The organism is Shewanella sp. GXUN23E (genome assembly GCF_050865035.1).
GTDB lineage: Bacteria > Pseudomonadota > Gammaproteobacteria > Enterobacterales > Shewanellaceae > Shewanella.
The window spans coordinates 18,211-38,107 of record NZ_JBOZWP010000020.1; the positions used below are offsets into that span (position 1 = coordinate 18,211).

21 protein-coding genes are annotated in these 19,897 nt (G+C 50.7%); 14 read left to right on the plus strand and 7 right to left on the minus strand.

The window, feature by feature from the left end:
• The first annotated feature begins 34 nt into the window (after positions 1-34).
• Both rlmA and ACRRUX_RS15735 read left to right on the plus strand, forming a co-directional pair.
• A complete protein-coding gene (gene rlmA, locus ACRRUX_RS15730; protein ID WP_432532167.1) occupies positions 35-853 on the plus strand; it encodes a 23S rRNA (guanine(745)-N(1))-methyltransferase in 819 nt (272 codons plus the stop codon).
• A 314-nt stretch (positions 854-1,167) separates the two neighbouring features.
• A complete protein-coding gene (locus ACRRUX_RS15735; protein ID WP_115137691.1) occupies positions 1,168-1,377 on the plus strand; it encodes a cold-shock protein in 210 nt (69 codons plus the stop codon).
• 633 nt (positions 1,378-2,010) lie between these two features.
• Here the strand turns inward: ACRRUX_RS15735 and ACRRUX_RS15740 are convergent.
• From ACRRUX_RS15740 to ACRRUX_RS15755, 4 genes are all read right to left on the minus strand, one after another.
• The gene (locus ACRRUX_RS15740; RefSeq protein WP_432532036.1) at positions 2,011-2,919 is read right to left on the minus strand and encodes an ABC transporter ATP-binding protein; all 909 of its coding nucleotides are present in this window, start codon (positions 2,917-2,919) and stop codon (positions 2,011-2,013) included.
• Positions 2,916-3,737: an ABC transporter permease subunit gene (locus tag ACRRUX_RS15745; protein ID WP_432532038.1), complete on the minus strand. Its 822-nt coding sequence runs from the start codon at positions 3,735-3,737 to the stop codon at positions 2,916-2,918. The genes ACRRUX_RS15740 and ACRRUX_RS15745 overlap by 4 nt, the downstream gene beginning before the upstream one ends.
• Before the next feature lie 23 nt (positions 3,738-3,760).
• Complete coding sequence (locus tag ACRRUX_RS15750) at positions 3,761-4,411, minus strand: YceH family protein (RefSeq protein ID WP_432532040.1); 651 nt, start codon at positions 4,409-4,411, stop codon at positions 3,761-3,763.
• A 242-nt stretch (positions 4,412-4,653) separates the two neighbouring features.
• Entirely contained in the window at positions 4,654-5,487 is an 834-nt protein-coding gene (locus ACRRUX_RS15755) for a CvfB family protein (protein ID WP_432532042.1), read from the minus strand.
• 476 nt (positions 5,488-5,963) lie between these two features.
• On the opposite strand from ACRRUX_RS15755, the gene ACRRUX_RS15760 reads away from it, so the two are divergent.
• From ACRRUX_RS15760 to pdxH, 6 genes are all read left to right on the plus strand, one after another.
• A complete protein-coding gene (locus ACRRUX_RS15760; RefSeq protein ID WP_432532044.1) occupies positions 5,964-6,110 on the plus strand; it encodes a hypothetical protein in 147 nt (48 codons plus the stop codon).
• 104 nt (positions 6,111-6,214) lie between these two features.
• A complete protein-coding gene (gene speE / locus ACRRUX_RS15765; RefSeq protein WP_432532046.1) occupies positions 6,215-7,090 on the plus strand; it encodes a polyamine aminopropyltransferase in 876 nt (291 codons plus the stop codon).
• Between the two features lie 22 nt (positions 7,091-7,112).
• Positions 7,113-9,032 carry a biosynthetic arginine decarboxylase gene (gene speA / locus ACRRUX_RS15770; RefSeq protein ID WP_432532048.1) on the plus strand — a complete coding sequence of 640 codons (1,920 nt, stop codon included), beginning with the start codon at positions 7,113-7,115 and terminating at the stop codon, positions 9,030-9,032.
• Between the two features lie 106 nt (positions 9,033-9,138).
• Positions 9,139-10,068, plus strand: a complete 930-nt coding sequence (locus ACRRUX_RS15775) for an adenosylmethionine decarboxylase (RefSeq protein ID WP_432532050.1) — start codon at positions 9,139-9,141, stop codon at positions 10,066-10,068.
• A 34-nt stretch (positions 10,069-10,102) separates the two neighbouring features.
• Positions 10,103-11,035 carry an agmatinase gene (speB, locus tag ACRRUX_RS15780; protein WP_432532052.1) on the plus strand — a complete coding sequence of 311 codons (933 nt, stop codon included), beginning with the start codon at positions 10,103-10,105 and terminating at the stop codon, positions 11,033-11,035.
• Between the two features lie 111 nt (positions 11,036-11,146).
• The gene (pdxH, locus tag ACRRUX_RS15785) at positions 11,147-11,785 is read left to right on the plus strand and encodes a pyridoxamine 5'-phosphate oxidase (protein WP_432532054.1); all 639 of its coding nucleotides are present in this window, start codon (positions 11,147-11,149) and stop codon (positions 11,783-11,785) included.
• 50 nt (positions 11,786-11,835) lie between these two features.
• On the opposite strand, the gene ACRRUX_RS15790 is transcribed toward pdxH, so the two are convergent.
• A complete protein-coding gene (locus ACRRUX_RS15790) occupies positions 11,836-12,051 on the minus strand; it encodes a cold-shock protein (protein ID WP_432532056.1) in 216 nt (71 codons plus the stop codon).
• A gap of 108 nt (positions 12,052-12,159) precedes the next feature.
• On the opposite strand from ACRRUX_RS15790, the gene ACRRUX_RS15795 reads away from it, so the two are divergent.
• From ACRRUX_RS15795 to ACRRUX_RS15815, 5 genes are all read left to right on the plus strand, one after another.
• Entirely contained in the window at positions 12,160-12,621 is a 462-nt protein-coding gene (locus ACRRUX_RS15795; protein ID WP_432532058.1) for a YaiI/YqxD family protein, read from the plus strand.
• 92 nt (positions 12,622-12,713) lie between these two features.
• Positions 12,714-13,295, plus strand: coding sequence for a YceI family protein (locus tag ACRRUX_RS15800; protein ID WP_432532060.1), 582 nt, complete (start codon positions 12,714-12,716; stop codon positions 13,293-13,295).
• A 25-nt stretch (positions 13,296-13,320) separates the two neighbouring features.
• On the plus strand, positions 13,321-13,695 hold the full coding sequence (locus tag ACRRUX_RS15805; protein ID WP_432532062.1) for a DUF3802 family protein: 375 nt from the start codon (positions 13,321-13,323) through the stop codon (positions 13,693-13,695).
• A 96-nt stretch (positions 13,696-13,791) separates the two neighbouring features.
• Complete coding sequence (locus tag ACRRUX_RS15810; protein WP_432532064.1) at positions 13,792-14,169, plus strand: STAS/SEC14 domain-containing protein; 378 nt, start codon at positions 13,792-13,794, stop codon at positions 14,167-14,169.
• A 44-nt stretch (positions 14,170-14,213) separates the two neighbouring features.
• Entirely contained in the window at positions 14,214-15,086 is an 873-nt protein-coding gene (locus tag ACRRUX_RS15815; protein ID WP_432532066.1) for a RimK/LysX family protein, read from the plus strand.
• A gap of 105 nt (positions 15,087-15,191) precedes the next feature.
• Here the strand turns inward: ACRRUX_RS15815 and ACRRUX_RS15820 are convergent, their stop codons facing one another.
• Both ACRRUX_RS15820 and ACRRUX_RS15825 read right to left on the minus strand, forming a co-directional pair.
• On the minus strand, positions 15,192-16,967 hold the full coding sequence (locus ACRRUX_RS15820; protein ID WP_432532068.1) for a PAS domain-containing protein: 1,776 nt from the start codon (positions 16,965-16,967) through the stop codon (positions 15,192-15,194).
• 113 nt (positions 16,968-17,080) lie between these two features.
• The gene (locus ACRRUX_RS15825) at positions 17,081-18,502 is read right to left on the minus strand and encodes a methyl-accepting chemotaxis protein (RefSeq protein WP_432532070.1); all 1,422 of its coding nucleotides are present in this window, start codon (positions 18,500-18,502) and stop codon (positions 17,081-17,083) included.
• A 409-nt stretch (positions 18,503-18,911) separates the two neighbouring features.
• Here ACRRUX_RS15825 and pheS point away from each other — a divergent pair, with 409 nt between their 5' ends.
• Positions 18,912-19,895 (plus strand): phenylalanine--tRNA ligase subunit alpha, encoded by a 984-nt coding sequence (pheS, locus tag ACRRUX_RS15830; RefSeq protein ID WP_432532169.1) that lies wholly within the window; start codon positions 18,912-18,914, stop codon positions 19,893-19,895.
• The last annotated feature ends 2 nt before the right edge of the window (positions 19,896-19,897 follow it).

Sequence of the window (19,897 nt, forward strand, 5' to 3'; positions counted from 1 at the left end):
TGATCCGGGGGTAATCCCTGCGCCAAGGAACATGATGAGTTATATTTGCCCCATTTGCCGTGCTGCATTGCACTTTGATGCCTCTGGACTCAGCTGTCCAGCCGGTCACCGCTTTGACCGGGCCAGGGAGGGGTACGTCAACTTACTGCCAGTACAGAAGAAAAAGTCGAAAGATCCCGGTGATAACAAAGAGATGATGCTGGCCAGACGCAGTTTTTTGGATGCCGGATATTATGAGTTTTTGAGTCAGCGGGTTGGTGAGTTGGCGCTGGAGTATGCACCAAGCAGTCATAGCGTGCTGGATCTGGGATGTGGTGAAGGTTATTACAGCTCACGACTGCATAAAAGGCTTTCAGCAGCTTCGGGTGACGTCAACATGTACGGTCTGGATATCTCCCGGGCAGCACTGAAATATGCAGCCCGGCGCTACCAGCAGATCCATTTTTGCGTTGCATCCAGTTATGACATGCCTTTTGAAGATCAGACATTCGATTTGATGCTGCGGATTTACGCACCTTCAAAGGCTGATGAATTGGCGAGGGTAATGCGACCCGGCGGTATCTTGATCACTGTGTCACCGGGTAAAACCCACCACTACGCGCTGAAACAGATGATTTATGAGCAGCCAAGGTATCATGAAGCCAAACACGAAGTTCTGCCAGGTTTTGAGCCTGTTCATCAGGAAAACCTCACTTCACTGTTACAATTGCCCGCTGGCGATATGGTGTTGCATTTCCTGGAGATGACGCCCTATGCCTGGAAATTCAGCAATGAAGCCAAAAACACCTTGGCACAGGCTCCTCTGACCTGTGAACTGGATTTCTTTATTCAAATCCACCGCAAGCAGAAGTAAATCGCCTGAGTGTTTGTAAGGTGTTAATTACTAAAGTGATTTTGTTGGATTTTAACGATTTTGTCGGCTGCTTTTGTCAGCGGATGTCGATGATTTGAAAAGTACAGAAAAAATAAAGGAAAATTCCGCTTCCAACAGGAATTATCCGGGTTGACTTACCGGTAGAATAGTTTATATTCAGTAAGGCTAGAAAGTTGGGCTTATATTATGTCTTCATTACGACCAGTTTCGTCCTGTTAACATAAGTAATACCGGCAACTTCAGCTCTATCGCCGATTAAGGCTTGTGTTAAAAAATTTGTAAGGATGATTTTCATGTCTCAAGTAACTGGTACCGTAAAATGGTTCAACGCTGATAAAGGTTTCGGATTTATCGAGCAGCCAGGTGGCCCAGATGTATTCGTACACTTCCGCGCCATTCAAACTGACGGTTTCAAGACTCTGGACGAAGGCCAGAAGGTATCTTTCACTGTGACTCAAGGTCAGAAAGGTCCTCAGGCAGAGAACGTAACCGTAATCGGTTAATTCTTGCTTAGACTCTCTGATTGCGGTTAACCGCTTTTAAATCAGAGGGTCAAGTATAAAAAGCTGCGAATTATCGCAGCTTTTTTGTTTCTGTAATTTGTCTTTTCGCTTTTTGTTTGTGCTGTGGCGCTATAGAAAGCGGCATGGCTTGTACGAATTATTGTACAGCCCTTCTATCCAACTCCGCCGGGTATGATGTTTTTTACGGCGTCGGACTTATCGAGAGTTCCTGTCCCGGAGTTAATTCCTTAGTTGCCATGCGCTTTTGCGGCGTTGAGGCTGACATCAAGATCTCCTCTGTAGTAAGGTGATGGTAAATGACAGCACCAGACTGGCGACTTTAAAAGCTATTGTTGAACCTGTCATTGAGTTCGTCATTCAGCGAATTGTGAAGCGGTGTATACACCGTGTATTTGCCACTGTCTGGAAAGCGACATTTGATCTGGCGATAGCACTTGTCGTTTGCAAGATCACATCGACACGAGTTCAGGATGCGCGGCGTATTTGGTGCTGGCGAGCAATGTTAGTGGAAGCTGTAGGCGCTGGCATTGCTGAGTGATTTGGCATTTTCTCTTTCTTTTGCCTTGTAAATCAATAAGCCCAGCGCCGTTAAGAGGGGTGAGAGAGTCAGTGTCAGTGGGTTGAAAACAGCGAATCTTCCAAAGTTCTACCGTTCAACAGTAACCTGTACTGCCAGCTATGCTTGGCAATCAGTGTCAGTATGGTGATTTCCAGTTGGGGAGAATGGCCTGGCACAGTGTGCAGCACAAATTCACCGGGGGACACGGTTTCTACCTGGGTGATTCCGGCCAATCCGATCAATGCTTCAACCAGTTTGATGTCATCACATTGAGCCATCTTGAGCGTCAGATAACCCTCAGCGGTTCCAGAGTTGTCGACGTTCAGTGTTTTTGTCAGTTTCCCTTTGTCGATATAAAGCACGTGGGTGCAAAGTTTTTCCAGTTCATCCAGATTGTGGGAGCTGATGATGAACCGGGTTTGCTTTGACAAACTTTTGATGAGATCCCTGATTGCCCGGGTATTGGCGGGATCCAATCCTGCTGTGGGTTCATCCAGCAGTACTAACTCCGGCTGCCCGAGCAATGTCTGGGCAATGCTGACTCTTTTATTCATACCATGGCTCAGTGTACCTGGCAGTTTGGTTGCTGCATCAGTCAAATCGACCTGCGCCAAAACCCTTTTGGTCTGCTCGTGGGCCTGAGCGTGACTGAGTCCCTGCAGACGGGCCAAATAAATCAGCTGTTCCTGAATGCTAAATCTGGCATCAAGTTTGGCATCCTGTGGCAAGGCTGTCACCCGACCGATCAGTGCCGGTGAGCCGGGAGAATGTCCGAATACTGAGATAAGGCCGCTGTCTGGTTTTTGATAACCGCACAGACAGCTGATCAGGCTGGTCTTACCCGCGCCATTGGGGCCAACCAGTGCCACTGGCCCGTTATCATCGAGTTGAAAGGACAGGCCATCCAGAGCTCTGTGTGAACCATAGTTGAGGCTGATATTGTCACAAACAATGATACTCACAGTCTTTTCCCCGCAAAAATGTAGATACCGGCGACTAATAAGATAATGGATTGAACGACCGGCGTCAGAGCCTGGCTCATCACACCAATACCCTTGGTGTTAATCATGGCGCTGAGTTGACTTCCTGGAATCGCGTCTGCCAGCAGTGGAATTGTGCCGAACTGGTGCATAGTCAATTGGATTAGCAGGCCGCCCAGCGTCAGAATAATCACTGCCCAAATGATCGACGTCCGGGCAGAGCGACAAACAACGGAAAGCACCGCCATCAATGCCAGATAAGGCAACACATTGATCACCAAGGCGGGAAATACCCAGAGCGCCTCGGTTAATCCGGACAGCAGATTTGAATTATCCCGCAGCGATGCCATCAGCAGGGTTGCCATCATCGCCAGCAATATCAGAGTCGCTTGCAGCAACAGGTGGCCAAGCAAGCGTCCCCAGAAGATTTCCTGGCGACTTGCGCGTTGCAGTACAAATCTCAGGGTGCCCATTTGTCTGTCAGTGGCAAACATGTCTGCAGATACGGTGAGTACTGAGAGAGGAAACAGGTATAAAGCAAATACCCAGAACATTGCCAGTTCCGGGACTTGCCAGCTTAAAATGATATCTGCCTGACCGTCAGAGAACGCGCGTACCATATCGACAAAGCCGGGTTGCGACAACCAATGCGCAGCGCTGCCGATGGGGTATATCAGCAGGACCAGCCAGATCAGTAAAAAAGCGCCCAAGCCAATCAGGCCACGAGTACCACTGAACGTCTTTTTAAGCTCAAAACCCGCCACTTGCCTCAGGGCACTGAGACGTATCCGGTAAATCATTCGCGATTTCCTTACAGTAATATTTATTCGAGCAGGGAGCGCAGCTCTGCAAGCTGGGTTTTGAGTTCGGTAACTTCCGACTCAAGATGCGCAACACGCTCTGCAAGTTCGCCATTGGGTTGCGATACAGCACGTTGCGTTGTGCTTACTTCTGCTACTGGTAATTCGTCCGACCCTTCACTGAACAACTCAGTGTAGCGGCTTTCACGTTTTCCCGGTTCGCGTGGCAGCATTTTTACAACGGGTTTTGCTCTTGAAGACAACGCGCTCAACGCGCTTTCCACTTCATCAATATCGGTAAAATCATGCAAACGTCCTGCGCGGGTGCGCAGTTCTCCGGGCGTTTGTGGTCCCCGCAACAACAGCAGTGAGATGATGGCAAATTCTGCTTTTGTGAATTGCAGATCTGAAAACTCGGTATTGCAGAATCTGTGCTTGTATTTACTTACCCGACTGCCAAAACCGGACTGCTCACTGATAAGGCGCTTTTTATTGAGGCTATCCAATCCCGCTTGCACATCGGTTTCGGACAATGACATGACAGGCTCACGACTGGTTTTTTGATTGCAGGCCAGTGTGAGAGCGTTGAGCGACAGGGGATACTGTTCAGGCGTGGTGACTTCCTTTTCCAGCAAACATCCTATAATGCGGCCTTCGATACTGTTCAATTGCATTTTTTACGTCTCTTTCTATGCGGAACCTGTTCCTGTTATAACACCGCAACAGGGGAGCGACCATAGACAAGCCTATGATAATGGCCGGTAAAAAGTGCAACTGGATGGGATTTGAACAGTCTGTCAGACCGATGTCGGATGTCTGCTTGGAAATCCTGTGGTCATGGCGTGGGCTGATATGGCAGGGAGCTGCAAAGCTCATCAGGCCGCAGGAAGACGGTCTGATGAGCTGGCAAAGGGGATTATTCAGTCAGGTGCAAACCGTCATCAGCGATAGTGAGTTTGCCTTGTTTATAGAGGCCACCAATGCTCTTTTTGAAGGCTTTTTTGCTCATTCCCAGCTGTTGATAGATCACATCAGCATCGGTTTTATCAGTCAGCGGCAGAAATCCTCCGGCCTTTTGCAGTTTATTGAGGATCTGGGTTGAAAACTGATCCAGCTCCGCTTTGGATCCACGCTGCAATTGCAGATCCACCTTGCCATCATGGCGAACCTGTTTGATATACGCTTTCAGACGTTGACCGAATTTCAAGGGTTTGAACACTTCGTTGGTATAGATAACGCCTGAGTGAAGATGGTTGATGATCGCCTTGTAACCCAGATCCGTGGTGCCGGCGATGATAATGTCCACCTGCTGACCTTCCTTATAACGGGCCGGGGTTTTATCCAGAAACTTATCAATTTTGGCCGATGCGACAATGCGTTCATCTGCACGGTTGGTATGGACATACACCAGTGCGCTGCGACCTTCTTCCGGTGGACGTACCTGCTCGGCAAAGGGTAGCAGCAGATCCTTATCCAGTCCCCAATCCAGGAAGGCTCCAATTCGACCGACGGAGATGATTTTCATCAGGGCAAATTCACCCACCTGTGCACGGGGCTTCTGGGTCGTGGCAATGACCATATCGTCAGAGTCCAGATACAAAAAAACTTCAACCTGCTGACCAACTTCCAGTTCTTTAGGGGCCAGCTTATTGGGCAGCAATACCTGACCCAGTTCGTGAGCATTGAGATAGAAGCCAAAATTGACCTGTTTGACCACGTCCAGAGTGTAGGTTTTACCGATTTGAATCATGAATTGTCCGATTACTAAGCTAGAGTTTGATACCGCGACGATTATACCTGCTAAACGCTCGAAGGGGCAGGGGATTAGCGGGGAATTCCCCTGTATGCCAGGCGATGGTCGTGATAAGCCGACTGAGTTGGATTGTGGTGGGGACAATACGGTCAAAACCTAACAAAAAATCTGTGATATTGCGCTGACAATTTCACTCAGGGATATACTTCTAACTTATTGGAATAACATTGATTATTCTTAATTTTTTGGACGCCGCGCCGGCATATCCGGGACAACAGGGAAAAAAAGTATTAAATCGGTTAAATTCGTTCTTGCAATCAGTGTCATTGCGGGGTTTAATTGCGCCGTTTTTCAAGGCTTGCATGCCTAACTTTCGGAAATTACGTGAGTAGTTAAGGTTCATATGATTCACAAGGCGTTAACCGTGTAAATGACAGCGACATTTACACGGTGATATTGAGGATTTAAAGCACATGTTCCATTCCGCTCTTGTTGCACTGCTTATCAAAGTGCGTCTGCGCCACGCTCTGGCACCGGTATTTGTTGACAATGCCGACCTTAAACATCTCACGTTAATTCGCATCAATTCTGGCCGTGAACAGGCCAACAGTCCCCACTGATCCGCAGGCATGTAGCCGCGGCAATGCTGCTGTCCGGAATGTCGGTATCCGACTTTTACCGGTCGTACCGTTATTTTTCTTTGTAACCCGAGTCTGGATTCAGGATGCACAACAAGCACATTTATTATGAGACCCTGCACAACAGCTATGGCCAGTACTTTGAAGTGGACCAGGTGTTGTTTGAACAAAAAACTGATCAGTGGCATCTGAGTATTTTCAGTAATGCCCGTATGGGTAAGGTTATGGCTCTCAATGGTGCCATTCAGACAACCGAGCGGGATGAGTTTATCTATCACGAGATGCTGACCCATGTGCCGGTGCTTGCACACGGTGAGGTAAAAAGTGTGCTGATCATCGGTGGCGGAGATGGTGGCATGCTGCGTGAAGTCGTCAAACACGCCGGTATCGAGCGCATTACTATGGTCGAAATCGATGCTGCCGTAGTGGATATGTGTAAAACCTGGTTCCCTGAGCATTCTCAGGGTGCATATGAGGATCCCCGGGTCAATCTGGTGATCGATGACGGCATGGCTTTTGTGGCCAACACCAAACAACAATTTGATGTGATCATTTCTGACTGCACAGATCCCGTTGGTCCGGGAGAGGTGTTGTTCAGTTCTGATTTTTATGCGGCTTGCAAGCGCTGCCTGAAAGCAGGCGGCATCTTTGTGGCGCAAAACGGCGTACCTTTTATGCAGGTTGAAGAGCTGCAGGACACTGTGCGCCGCATGAGTTCTTATGTAAAAGAAACCACGTTCTATCAGGCTGCGGTGCCATCCTATATTGGAGGTGCTATGGCCTTTGCCTGGGCGACAGACAATCTGGAAGCCCGTCAACAAAGTCTGGATACCCTGACGGCGCGTTTCAACGCCAGCGGCATTCAGACCCGTTACTACACTCCGGCAGTCCATCAGGCAAGTTTTGCCCTGCCGGCTTTTGTTGAACAGGCTGTGAAGTCAGCAATGACAGTGACAGCGTAATTCCTTGTTTAAGGCTGAATAAATGAATAATTGGTCTATTGAAGATGCTCGCGCCGGCTATAACGTGACCCACTGGAGTCAGGGGTTCTACGGTGTGTCGGATGCTGGTGAGGTTTATGTCTCTCCGGATCCTGCCAATCCTGACCATCAGGTAGGATTGAACGAGCTGGCCAAGGATATGGTCAATGCCGGCGTGTCGCTGCCCGTGTTGGTTCGCTTCCCGCAGATTATGCACCACAGAGTGCACAGTCTGTGTCAGGCATTTAACCAGGCAATTCAGAAGTATGAGTATCAGAAAGACTATTTGCTGGTGTATCCGATCAAGGTAAACCAGCAGAAAAACGTGGTGGAAGAGATCCTCGCATCCCAGCAGAGCAAAGAAGTGCCACAGCTGGGTCTGGAAGCTGGCAGTAAGCCTGAGTTGATGGCGGTTCTGGCGATGGCGCAAAAAGCCAGCAGTGTGATCGTCTGTAACGGCTATAAGGACAGCGAGTATATTCGTCTGGCGCTGATCGGCGAAAAGCTGGGCCATAAGGTCTATATCGTGCTGGAAAAAATGTCCGAGCTGAAACTGGTGCTGGATGAAGCCAAGCGTCTTGGGGTCACTCCTCGATTGGGGCTGCGCACCCGTCTGGCCTTCCAGGGCAAAGGTAAATGGCAGGCCAGTGGCGGTGAAAAGTCCAAATTCGGTCTGTCTGCGGCGCAGGTGCTGCAGGTGATTGACGGGCTGAAGCAAGCTGACATGCTGGATTCTCTGCAGTTACTGCATTTCCACCTGGGCTCGCAAATCGCCAACATCCGTGATATTCGCCAGGGCGTCAGTGAAGCGGCCCGTTTCTATTGTGAACTGCGCATGCTGGGAGCCAACGTCGATTGTTTCGATGTGGGTGGTGGTCTGGCCGTGGATTATGACGGTACCCGCAGCCAATCATCCAGCTCCATGAACTATGGTCTGGATGAATATGCCAATAACATCGTCAACGTGCTGGCAGACATGTGCATTGCCTATGAGCAGCCAATGCCCCGGATTATTTCAGAGTCCGGTCGCCATCTGACTGCCCATCACGCGGTGCTGATCTCCGATGTGATTGGTACTGAGGCCTATCATCCGGAAGATATTCTGCCTCCGGCTGAAGAAGCGCCACAACTGCTGCACAACATGTGGCAGTCCTGGCTGGACTTGAAAGGTCGTGTGGATTCCCGCGCACAGATCGAAATTTATCATGACGTGCAGCAGGATCTGGCCGAAGCCCACTCCATGTTTGCCATGGGACAGCTGAGCCTAACCGAGCGCGCCTGGGCCGAGCAGGCCAACCTGCGTGTGTGTCATGAGCTGCAGGGCCTGATGAATAACAAAAACCGCTATCACAGACCGATCATTGATGAGCTGAATGAGAAGCTGGCAGATAAATTCTTCGTGAATTTCTCGCTGTTCCAGTCGCTGCCTGATGCCTGGGGGATCGATCAGGTATTCCCTGTGCTGCCTCTGAGTGGTCTGGACAAGCTACCAGAGCGCCGCGCGGTGATGCTGGATATCACCTGTGACTCGGATGGTGCCATCGATCAGTATGTGGATGGTCAGGGTATTGAGACCACCTTACCGGTTCCAGCCTGGTCTGCTGACAGTCCTTATCTGCTGGGCTTCTTCCTGGTGGGCGCTTATCAGGAGATTCTGGGCGATCTGCACAACCTGTTCGGTGACACCAACTCAGCGGTGGTGCGTCTTGATGAGCAGGGTAAGGCTCAGATTGAATCGGTTATTGCCGGTGACACTGTGGCGGACGTACTGCGTTATGTAAACCTGGATGCGGTCTCCTTTATGCGCACCTATGAAGAGCTGGTGAACCGTCATATCGATGAGAGCGAGCGCGCTGCAATTCTGGAAGAGCTGCAGGCTGGTCTAAAGGGATACACCTATCTGGAAGATATTGCCCAGTTCTGACCCTGGCCCGGTTAATAACACCTGGTAGCGGGCCTGAGAAAGGTACGGATCTGTAACGGTTCGTACCTTTTCACTGAGCAGGCTCATATTAAGGACAATATAAAAAATGTTTTTTGAAGGCTCTGAAAAAAAATTAGAAATTAGAGTAACTGCGGATGTACCCTCGCTGCGCAGTTTGGGGAGACCTTTTTGGCAGGCGATTGTGGCCTGTGCCAATGCCGAGATTTTGTCTCAGCTGAGTAATCCGCAGTGTGATGCGTATTTACTGAGCGAGTCCAGTTTGTTTGTGTGGGACGACAGGTTTGTCATGCTGACCTGTGGCACCACCACCCTGGCTAATGCCGCACTGTCATTTATCAGTCAATTTGGTTCGGATAAAGTGGCATTTGCCTGCTATCAGCGCAAGAACGAATACCTCTCTCATCTGCAGTGCAGCAGCTTTGATGAAGATTTGTTTAGATTGCGGGAAAAACTGAGCGGAAAAGCCTATCGTATAGGCCATCTCGACTCTCACCATCACTATATTTTTTGCACGGATTCGTGTTGTGATGGTGTACTTGACGACACCACCAGTGAGCTGTTGATGTATCACATCAGTGGCAAGACTGCTGACTATCTTCGTTGCAATCAACAATCCACGGAAGGGATTAGAGCCCTGCTGGAACTGGACAGCTTGCTGCCAGGCTTTGATTTTGATGATTTTTTATTTGAGCCATTCGGTTATTCGGTGAATGGGGTTTGTGATGACCGTTACATGACGATCCATATCACACCTCAGGAAAATAGCTCTTATGTGAGTTTTGAAACCAATCTGGACTTGGGGCAATATCCCCAGCCGGTTTTCGCCAGACTGTTGCAAATACTGAACCCAGGCAGTTGGGATGTGATTGGGTTTAATGCCGGGAGAAATACCCGGGGTTATCCTGATCACCTGTGCCTGGGAAGTTGTACCCTGGAATCTGAATCCGGGTATACCATAGCGTTCAGTCACTATCAGCAAATATGCCACGAAGTGCTGATCCCGGAACAAATGTAATCTTGATGGCTTGATGCCATCTTTTGGAGTGAATATGACCACCATCGCAGACAAAGCAGATTATTCGCTGTTTTCTAACGCATTCGGATATCTGCGTCAGCCTTTGGATTTCAAACCTATTGAAAGTGACGCTGACGTTGTTGTATTGGGTTTACCTTTTGATATGGCCGTGACCGGCCGCAGTGGTGGCCGCATGGGCCCAGGTGCTATCCGTAAGGTTTCAACCAACCTGGCGTGGGAAGAAAAGCGCTGGCCATGGGATTTCCGCCTGTTTGATCACATCAAGGTGATTGATGCCGGTGATCTGGTTTACAACCTGGGCGACGCTGCTGACTTCACCCAGCGCGCTGAAGATTTCGCGACCGCTATCGTCAAGTCAGGCAAAACCATGCTGAGCCTGGGTGGCGATCACTTTGTGACCCTGCCATTGCTGCGTGCTCACCACAAGGTTCACGGCAAAATGGCACTGCTGCACTTTGATGCGCACACTGACACTTACAGTCAGGGCAGCCCATATGATCACGGCACCATGTTCTATACAGCACCAAAAGAAGGTCTGATCGATGTCGACCATTCCGTGCAGGTAGGTATCCGTACCGAATACACCAAAGAGGGGCATGGCTTCCAGGTGATTGATGCCGGTATGGCCAACGAAATGACTGCCGATGAAATCGTGGCACAAATCAAGGCTCGTGTTGGCGATATGCCTTTGTATGTGACTTTCGACATCGACTGTCTGGACCCTGCTTTTGCGCCGGGTACCGGTACTCCGGTCATCGGCGGCCTGACCAGCGACAAGGCTCTGAAAGTGATCCGTGGTCTGAATGGTCTGAACATTGTGGGTATGGACGTGGTCGAAGTTGCCCCTTCCTACGACAATGCAGAAATCACTGCGCTGGCCGCGGCGACGCTGGGCCTGGAAATGCTGCATGTTTGGGCCGACTCTCATGGCAAAATTAACAAATAATTTAGCCGGGTAATTCGTCCAGAGGAAAAAGCCAGTGTGATCCACACTGGCTTTTTTGTTATATATGCCCACAACGACCAAAATTCTGCAGATTGTGAAAAGGAAGCAGCAATGACAGATTTGACCCAGCTTCGCCGGGAATACTTGCAGGGGGGCCTGCGCCGCTCGGATCTGACACCCGAACCCATGGCATTTTTTGAACGCTGGATGGAGCAGGCTATCGCCGCCGAACTGATGGATCCCACCGCCATGTGTGTGGCAACCGTTGATGAGCACAGCCAACCCTGGCAGCGTATTGTACTGCTCAAGCAGTATGATGAGCGCGGTTTTGTGTTTTTTACCAATCTGGAAAGCCGTAAGGCCACACACCTTGCCCAGAATGCCAGAGTCAGTCTGCATTTCCCCTGGCATATGCTGGAGCGGCAGGTGTCAGTAACCGGTATTGCTGAGCCCTTAAGTACCACTGAAGTGCTGAAGTATTTTGTCAGCCGTCCGAAAGACAGTCAGATTGCAGCCTGGGCATCCAGGCAAAGCAGCCGGTTGACCGCCAGACAAGCGCTGGAAACCAAGTTTGCAGAAATGAAAGCCAGGTTTGCCAAAGGTGAAGTGCCGCTGCCCAAGTTCTGGGGAGGGTATAGAGTTAAGCCACAAACCGTCGAGTTCTGGCAGGGCGGTGAACACAGGTTGCACGACCGGTTTTTGTATACCCGAGAGGATGAACAGTGGCACATTGAACGGCTGGCGCCCTGAAACCTGCATGGGCAATGCCCCTTGAGCAAGGGCATTGCTTATTTGCGGGATTATTTGAGCAGGGTGACATTTTCTGCCAGTAGGCCTTTGTCTCCCTGAACCACCTGAAATGTCACTGTTTGACCTTCTTTGAGCGTTCGTCGACCGCTGCCATTGATTGCCCTGAAATGAACAAACACATCACTGGCATCCTCACGGGCCAGGAAGCCAAATCCTTTTTCATCGTTAAACCACTTAACGGTTCCTGTCACCAATTGTTCTGACATAAAATCCTCACACTCTGTCCGGTACCTATTCGTCCACATTGTCATGGCCGCATGGGGTAAACTAACAACCGGATGTTTCATTGAAATTACAATCTAAGGTGTTGATATATGGTAACCATCTGGGTGGATGCGGATGCCTGTCCCAATCCGGTAAAAGAGATCCTGTTCAAAGCGGCGGAAAGATTACAGGTTCCTCTGAAATTGGTCGCCAACCACAGTATTCGGGTGCCGCCGAGCCGGTTCATTTCCTGTGTCAGGGTCGAGCAGGGCTTTGATGTTGCCGACAATTATCTGGTTGCTCAACTTCAGGCCAATGATTTGGTGATAAGCAGTGATATTCCGCTGGCCGCCGATGCATTGAAAAAAGGGGCTTACGTGGTCACCCCCAGAGGCGAGCCCATGACCAGAGAGAATATTGGAGAGCGGCTGAACATGCGCGACTTCTTTGATACGCTCAGAGGTTCAGGGATCCAGACCGGAGGGCCTGCGGCGCTGTCAAATCAGGATAAGCACGCATTCAGCCGGCAATTGGATATCTGGTCCAGACAGGTGGCAAAGCTGCTAGACTGAAAGGAGTCTTGAAAGGCAATATGGTGATGGGTTACCGGACCGGGCAGCATAGCCTGAGACTTTCGTAAGACAGGGAATGGGGAGATGCGCAAATGAAGCTGGGATTTATGTTACTGGCAGCTATGCTGCCATTGGGAGTCAGTTCTGCGGCGACATGGGATATTCTGAACGATCAGTCCAGAGTGAGCTTTGTCACAACCAAACAGGGCAGCGTTGCTGAGGTCAATCATTTTGCCGCTGTGGAAGGAACCTTAACTGACTCAGGTCAATTCAGTCTGGATATTCCGCTGATAGGCGTTCAGACAGGTATCGATACGCGCAATGAGCGAATGCAGAGCATGCTGTTTGAAATAGCCAAATATCCTCTGCTGGAATTGTCTGCCAGTGTCAATATGCAGGCCATCAACGCCATCGCGCCGGGTTCGCAGGGGGTGGTGACAGTAGATGCGAAAGTCGCCATGCACGGAAAGGCTCAACCAATGACTTTTACTGTCATGGTCAGCCGACTGAATCAGGATACTATGACAGTCAGCAGTTACCAGCCTGTCATCGTCAGCGCGGCAGTGTTTGAGCTGGCCGCCGGCGTTGAGAAGTTGCGCGAGGTTGCCGGTTTGCAGGTCATCAGTGAGGCCGTCCCCGTCAGCTTTGTGATAACGCTTAAACAGCAACCTTAAGCAGCAATGAGGTGAGGGAAACAGGATGGTGACAGATTCAGATGGGTATTTTCACCTGCTACAGTACCTGAGAGAAAATCATAAGGTTTTTGATAACACTGACGAATCGCCGGCAGTCAATCAGTCGGTGCTGGATTTTTTCGAAGAGCAGCTGTCTGCGCAGGTCATTTTACTGTGTGGTCAGCATCCCTCCCTGACATTTGAGCAGCGAAATCTGGTGATCCGCGAGGTTGATGCCATCGTCGCGGACCTGGAGCAGGCGCTGGCCGATGTATTGCGACAGTCGATGACAGAAAAGCAGGCGTTGTTCATTACCGACTATGCCGGACTTATCAAGAATCTGTTCGACACCGCCATTGCCCGATTGCTTGACGTTGCTGACGACAGCCGCAGTGCATGAGCAGCTGTTATTGCGTGTTTCCAAATTCTGCTCCCGGCTGAATTATCACTTCTATAATTGGATCAGTAAGTTGTCATTGAGCTGAGGAAGGCGAATATGTTGACACTGTTGGCTGATTTTCCCCATGACACAGTCGCTGTACGTGCGGCAGGCGTGCTCTGCGGCACTGACTATCAACAGGTACTGGTGCCCGAGATTGAGCAAAAACTGCAGGATCACGCCTGTATTCGCCTGTGGTATGAGTTCGACCCCGATTTTCAGGGGATCACTGTGGGGACCCTCTGGCATGATGCTGTGCTTGGATTCTTTCACTTAAGCGACTTTTCGCGTATTGTCGTGCTGGCCGATGACACGCGGATGCGCGGTATGGCACAAACGCTGGCGGGGATGATCCCCTGTCCGGTGAAGGTGTTCCCATTGCAGATGCGTGAACAGGCCAAAGTCTGGCTCAACGAAGAGTCAGTAACGGTTTAATTCTGTCACGGATCTGTGTGCCGTGACGGTACAGAGGTCCGGTAATGTTCAGAGTTTTAATATTTTTCATGTCCATCCTGCCAGCATTTTGTTTCGCCTACAGCAAACCCATTCTGGGGCCCTACGAAACCTTTTCCATTGAAGAAGGCAATATTCATTTTGTTGCCCGTATCGATACGGGCGCATCCAACAGTTCGCTGCATGCTTTTGATATGCACGTTGTCGGGGGGGAGGCCAAACGCAAGAAAGACAACATAGGTAAGATGTTGCGTTTTTCTACGGAAAACCGCGACGGCAAGCGGGTTGAACTGCAGGCGCCGATTGTGGATGTGTCCACGGTCAAGAACGCTCAGGGCACAGAGTCCCGGTATATGGTGGAGTTGACGCTCAATTTCGCCGGTGATGCCCGTAAGGTCAGAGTTAACCTGCGCGACCGTGGACATATGGACTTCAGGATGTTGATTGGCCGCAATTGGCTGGAGGGGCACTATCTGGTGAATGTGCAGCAGTTGCCTGTGATCGGAGCCCGTGCGCCGATCCATATCGTTGAGTCTGATTTAACCTATGATGCGCGTATTGATACCGGGGCGGTGGAGAACTCTCTGCATGCTACCCACATCCATATTCATGATGCTGACAAGGACAATATGGAGAACAACGTGGGCAAACTGGTGACCTTTACGACGGCCAATGAACATGGACAGAGTGCCGAGGTGACGACCAGAATTGCGGATACGTCACTTATCCGTAATGCGCAGGGCAGTGAAATTCGCTATATGGTGGAGTTGACTCTGGGCGAGCCCGGCAAAGAGTACAAAGTGCTGGTGAATCTCAAAGACAGAACCAAGATGCGACAAAAACTGCTCATTGGCCGTAACTGGCTGGAAGGACATTATCTGGTGGATGTGGATAAATAACTCCTAACAGTTAGACAAAATAAAGGCACCTTACCGGTGCCTTTTGTGTATTTGTATTATTGTGGGGCGATTACCGATTACCGATTACCGATTACCGATTACCGATTATTGGTTTTTGGGCATAACTTCATGGCCTATGCCGCCGATGGCAATCACTTCATCATGTTCATTTCTGATGGCAAATTTGGTGACTTTGAAATGGCGTACACCGTAATGGTCATTCAATATTTCCTCAAAGGTCACCGCTTCTGCTGAGCTTAGCGCCAGTTCATCGTTTTGTCTGAAACGGCTGGCATCGGCTGGCTCATATAAGTCCTCATCAGTATGGCCGACGATTTGTCGCTGTTCCCGTGCCACAATCTGACAGTATCTGGGATTGACCATTTGATACACACCGGCAAGATCTTTCACAAAGATCATGTTGGGGGAGGATTCCATCAAGGCCTGCAGCAAATCACGAAAGCGGCTGAGTTGCTGTTTTGACTCCTGCTGGACAGCCAGTTGCTGCTCCAGCGCGAGATGATTGGCCTCCAGACTGGCGAGGGCCGTTTCCAGCTGTTGCTGGCGCGATACGATGGCGCTGGCCAGTTTGCCGATTTCATCCTGCCGTTTGCTGGCTTCGATTTCCAGCTGCTCAGGTTTGTCCTGATAAAGCGCCTGTGCCATGCGACTCAGAGGACTGACCAACAACCGGTGCAGTACCCAGAAAAGCATGGTCAGCGCCAGAAATTGAATGACAACCAGCAGCAGACCGACTTTCCCGGCAATCCCTTTGGCCTCCTGGCCCAGTGCATCCAGGGGCGTGACGACTATGACCTGCCACAGGGTGTCAGGCATCAGAAATACCGATGCCATCGCCTGTGTGCCAAGCACCGGATCTTTAGTCAGGGTAAAACTGGTCAGTTCAAGCGGGCTCCCCGGCCAACCATTGGCCAGATTGGCGAGCAACGACTGGGTTGTTAATGCTTCATCCCGGGCCAATCCCTGCAGATGGTCAAGCAACGCTCTGTGTTGAGTGTTGAATCGCTGAGACGCCCGGGCCGCCTGTTCCATGTCAACCTGTTTTAACTGTTGCCACAGACTGTGAAAACCGGACTGTTCGTCGGCAAGGGTTTCAAAAGACAGTGGCAGATTGGTGCTTGCCAGAGATTCCGGGGCGGCGATGATCTGATGATAGGGATCGATCACCATTACATAACCCGGAATGTCAGCCCGTCCGGCATCGATAAACTGATTCAGATGCTCAAGGCTGATATCCACTGTGGTCGCACCCATGTAACTGTGATCAAACCACATTGCCGATGACGCAGTGACCATGGTCTCTTTGGTGAGTGGATCCTGATACGCCTTGGACCAGAGGGTTTTGCCAGAAGGCAACATTCTGGTGGGTTCATACCAGAATTCGGACTGATAATTGCTGTCCGGGGCGTTGTAGCCTTCAACCTGGGTCAGTTGTCCCTGTGAGTTACGGGACCAGAACAGGGCATCTTTGTGGGGCTGTTTAGCAGGACTGTCCGGCCAGATACCTCCACCGGCGATCAATTGCTTCTGACTTTCCAGATCCAGCAGCGCCGGTACCAGTTTGAGCAGCTGTTGCGGATGTGCTTGTTCGAGCTCTGCAAGGCTTGAGAGTGACGTGACCAGACTGTTGATTTGCGCCGTCACTTCGTGCAGCCGGGTTACCACCAACTGCCCCAGGTGACGATTGACTGTCAACTCCTGAGACATCAGTTGCTGGCGCTGGATCCCCAACATGATCCACCAGGTCAGTAGCAGCAGCACCAATGCTACAACCAGCTGGATCAAACTGATTTTGACCGGCAAACTGCGCAACCTTTGACGCCAGCCACCGGCCACCTGAGGAGTCACTCGATAATTCATAATAGTCGGGGTTGCCAATCTCTCCGTTCCGATTGCACCACTTTACCCTGATTGGCCGGATTCTCCATCAGTAAAATGTTGTAGTGGCATGATATTTTATCAATCTGTCAGCTTCAGACGATTCTTAATCCCTGCATCAGTTGCTCCAGCATCAACGCGGTTTGATGTAACTCCCGGGCACCGGATACATTAGTGGTTGCCGCCGTTTGCGCCGCCTGTGCATGGCGTCTGATATCCTGCAGGCTACTTTCGATATTACTGCTGACACACTGTTGCTCATTGGCGGCGCCGGCAATATCTGCACTCATTTGCGCCACCCGTTCACTGAGTTTGGCGATTTGCGTCAGATCCTGCTCTGTGGTTTGAATACGTGACTTTCCATCGGCCGCAAGCTCGACGGTTTTGTGCATCAGCTGTGTCAGTATCTGTACGTGCTGCTGCACACTGGTAATCATGTTGCGGATATCCACAGTGGCGGCCTGAGCCTTTGCTGCCAGCGTTCTGACTTCATCTGCCACCACGGCAAATCCCCGGCCCTGATTGCCAGCCCGGGCCGCTTCTATTGCCGCATTCAAAGCCAATAGATTGGTCTGCTCTGAAATACTGCTGATACTGGCTACGATGGAGTCAATTCGCTCTGCGCTTTGGCGCAGCCCATTGACACCTGACGCTGCGTCGTCGATATGGGCAAACAGAGTGTCTATGGTCGTGACGGTTGCCTGAGTTTGCTGCTCACTCAGCTGCGCCTGCTGCCGGGCTTCCTCAGTGCTGTTGGATGCCGTCGCGGCATTGTCGGCGACCAGTGCCACCGACGCGGCCATCTGTGCCATCGCACAGGCCAGAGAATCCAGTTGCTCGGTTTGTTCATTGGACAGGCGATGTCCTTCCGCCGCGGACGCCTCGAAGCTGTCGGCTGTGTGTCTGAGGGCGGAGGCGGTGGCGTGAACCTGACTGACCAACTGATGTTGTCTTGCGACCAGTGTATCTATGCTGATGGCCAGGATGCTGAATTCATCTTTGACTTCAAAAAAATTGAGCCGTCCGGTTAAATCGCCCTCGGCCGCTCTCTTCAGCGCATTGACCGTGGTGTACAGTGCGCCGCCGACAAAAGTGGCGATGGCATAGCCAACCCCGAGTATCAGCAATACGGCCGCTATGGTCATGAAAATAAGCAGGTTGTTGGGTTTACCCAGGTCCTCAGGCAAAGGGAGCAGTTTGAACTTATCCTCCGGCAGGGACACCAGCAGAAACGGCTTTCCCTCTTCGTTGATGATGGGGGGCTGGGTGTCATTAGCGGCGGCCAGGCTGCTAAGTGCGGTGCTGGGCAGTTGATCCGCAGAAAGAATCCGCGCACTGGCCGAGCCCCCTGCAATGTGTGTCAGCAATAATCCGGTATTTTGGCTGTGAGTGTGGAACTGTGCCAGCGCATATAAGCCAAACAGCGCTGCAGGCAGCAATGTCAGTATGGTGAATTTGGCTTTGAGTGACAGATGAATAAGGTATTTATCAATCCAGCGAAATTTGACTTCTTTCATAGGGCACCCTGATGAGGAATAAAAATGTCACCGGAGATTGTTAATCTGATTTAAGTGTGTTGTTATCCGGCGGTGCGACTTTACCTGCGTGATCGGTAAACCCCAATGGCCTGGTTCACATTTTTTACTTATTTGGGCGATTTTTGTTCGTCTGTGGCGGATTGTTATCTCTCGGTCACGGAGCGACGATAAAATGACCTTTTGCGCCATACGCTTAAATGTTAAAAAGCACCATTAAGCCCTAGTCAAACACGCCCTTGTCGCGTAAACTTTTACTCTTTTTTATTACCCAAGGCAGCGCTCCCACAGGGGATTGCCGGTAAGGACGCCCTGGGTTAAAGAGATGGATATTATTCATGCACCTGACCGTAATTCTGTTTGGGGTTACGGACACGCAGTGGAAGAGAAGATGCAGCAGTTAACTGAGATCGTAGAACTCGCCTTGGCAGCGATCGACCAGGCCAGCGACCTGAAGGCGCTGGACGATATTCGCGTCGATTACCTGGGTAAGAAAGGTAAAATTACCGACATGATGAAGCTGATGGCCACGTTGAGCCCGGAAGAGAAGCCGGTCTTTGGTCAAAAGGTGAATCTGGCCAAGCAGCAGGTACAGCAACGTTTGAGTCAGCGTATTGATGGTCTGAAGACCGCCGAGCTGGAAGCCAAACTGAGTGCCGAGCAAATTGACGTGACTTTGCCGGGTCGAACCCTGGGCAACGGTGGTCTGCACCCGGTCACCCGTACCATCGAGCGTATTGAAAGTTTCTTTGGTGAATTGGGCTTTACTGTAAAGCAAGGTCCTGAAATCGAAGATGATTTCCATAACTTCGACGCTCTGAACATTTCTGAGCATCACCCGGCCCGTGCCGACCACGATACCTTCTACTTCAACCCCAAGGTGATGTTGCGTACCCAGACGTCCGGTGTACAGATCCGCACCATGGAGCATGAAAAGCCGCCGCTGCGCATCATCTCTCCGGGCCGTGTATATCGTAACGACTACGATATGACTCACACCCCTATGTTCCATCAGGTGGAAGGTCTGCTGGTGGACGAGCATGTGAACTTTGCTGAGCTGAAGGGCATTTTGCACGACTTCCTGCGCAACTTCTTTGAAGAAGATCTGCAGGTGCGTTTCCGCCCTTCATACTTCCCGTTCACAGAGCCTTCTGCGGAAGTGGACGTGATGGGTAAGAACGGCAAGTGGCTGGAGGTACTGGGCTGCGGTATGGTGCACCCGAATGTACTGCGCAGCGTAGGTATCGATCCTGAGAAATACTCCGGTTTTGCTTTTGGTATGGGCGTTGAGCGTCTGACCATGTTGCGCTATGGCGTCAACGACCTGCGTTCGTTCTTCGAGAACGACCTGCGTTTCCTCAAGCAATTCAAATAACG

Excerpts from the sequence above, each read along its gene's own strand:
- rlmA (WP_432532167.1), top strand. The coding sequence starts at position 35 with ATGAGTTATATTTGCCCCATTTGCCGTGCTGCATTGCACTTTGATGCC.
- ACRRUX_RS15735 (WP_115137691.1), top strand. The coding sequence starts at position 1,168 with ATGTCTCAAGTAACTGGTACCGTAAAATGGTTCAACGCTGATAAAGGT.
- ACRRUX_RS15745 (WP_432532038.1), bottom strand. The coding sequence starts at position 3,737 with ATGATTTACCGGATACGTCTCAGTGCCCTGAGGCAAGTGGCGGGTTTT.
- ACRRUX_RS15750 (WP_432532040.1), bottom strand. The coding sequence starts at position 4,411 with ATGCAATTGAACAGTATCGAAGGCCGCATTATAGGATGTTTGCTGGAA.
- ACRRUX_RS15755 (WP_432532042.1), bottom strand. The coding sequence starts at position 5,487 with ATGATTCAAATCGGTAAAACCTACACTCTGGACGTGGTCAAACAGGTC.
- ACRRUX_RS15760 (WP_432532044.1), top strand. The coding sequence starts at position 5,964 with ATGTTCCATTCCGCTCTTGTTGCACTGCTTATCAAAGTGCGTCTGCGC.
- speE (WP_432532046.1), top strand. The coding sequence starts at position 6,215 with ATGCACAACAAGCACATTTATTATGAGACCCTGCACAACAGCTATGGC.
- speA (WP_432532048.1), top strand. The coding sequence starts at position 7,113 with ATGAATAATTGGTCTATTGAAGATGCTCGCGCCGGCTATAACGTGACC.
- ACRRUX_RS15775 (WP_432532050.1), top strand. The coding sequence starts at position 9,139 with ATGTTTTTTGAAGGCTCTGAAAAAAAATTAGAAATTAGAGTAACTGCG.
- speB (WP_432532052.1), top strand. The coding sequence starts at position 10,103 with ATGACCACCATCGCAGACAAAGCAGATTATTCGCTGTTTTCTAACGCA.
- pdxH (WP_432532054.1), top strand. The coding sequence starts at position 11,147 with ATGACAGATTTGACCCAGCTTCGCCGGGAATACTTGCAGGGGGGCCTG.
- ACRRUX_RS15790 (WP_432532056.1), bottom strand. The coding sequence starts at position 12,051 with ATGTCAGAACAATTGGTGACAGGAACCGTTAAGTGGTTTAACGATGAA.
- ACRRUX_RS15795 (WP_432532058.1), top strand. The coding sequence starts at position 12,160 with ATGGTAACCATCTGGGTGGATGCGGATGCCTGTCCCAATCCGGTAAAA.
- ACRRUX_RS15800 (WP_432532060.1), top strand. The coding sequence starts at position 12,714 with ATGAAGCTGGGATTTATGTTACTGGCAGCTATGCTGCCATTGGGAGTC.
- ACRRUX_RS15805 (WP_432532062.1), top strand. The coding sequence starts at position 13,321 with ATGGTGACAGATTCAGATGGGTATTTTCACCTGCTACAGTACCTGAGA.
- ACRRUX_RS15810 (WP_432532064.1), top strand. The coding sequence starts at position 13,792 with ATGTTGACACTGTTGGCTGATTTTCCCCATGACACAGTCGCTGTACGT.
- ACRRUX_RS15815 (WP_432532066.1), top strand. The coding sequence starts at position 14,214 with ATGTTCAGAGTTTTAATATTTTTCATGTCCATCCTGCCAGCATTTTGT.
- ACRRUX_RS15820 (WP_432532068.1), bottom strand. The coding sequence starts at position 16,967 with ATGAATTATCGAGTGACTCCTCAGGTGGCCGGTGGCTGGCGTCAAAGG.
- ACRRUX_RS15825 (WP_432532070.1), bottom strand. The coding sequence starts at position 18,502 with ATGAAAGAAGTCAAATTTCGCTGGATTGATAAATACCTTATTCATCTG.
- pheS (WP_432532169.1), top strand. The coding sequence starts at position 18,912 with ATGCAGCAGTTAACTGAGATCGTAGAACTCGCCTTGGCAGCGATCGAC.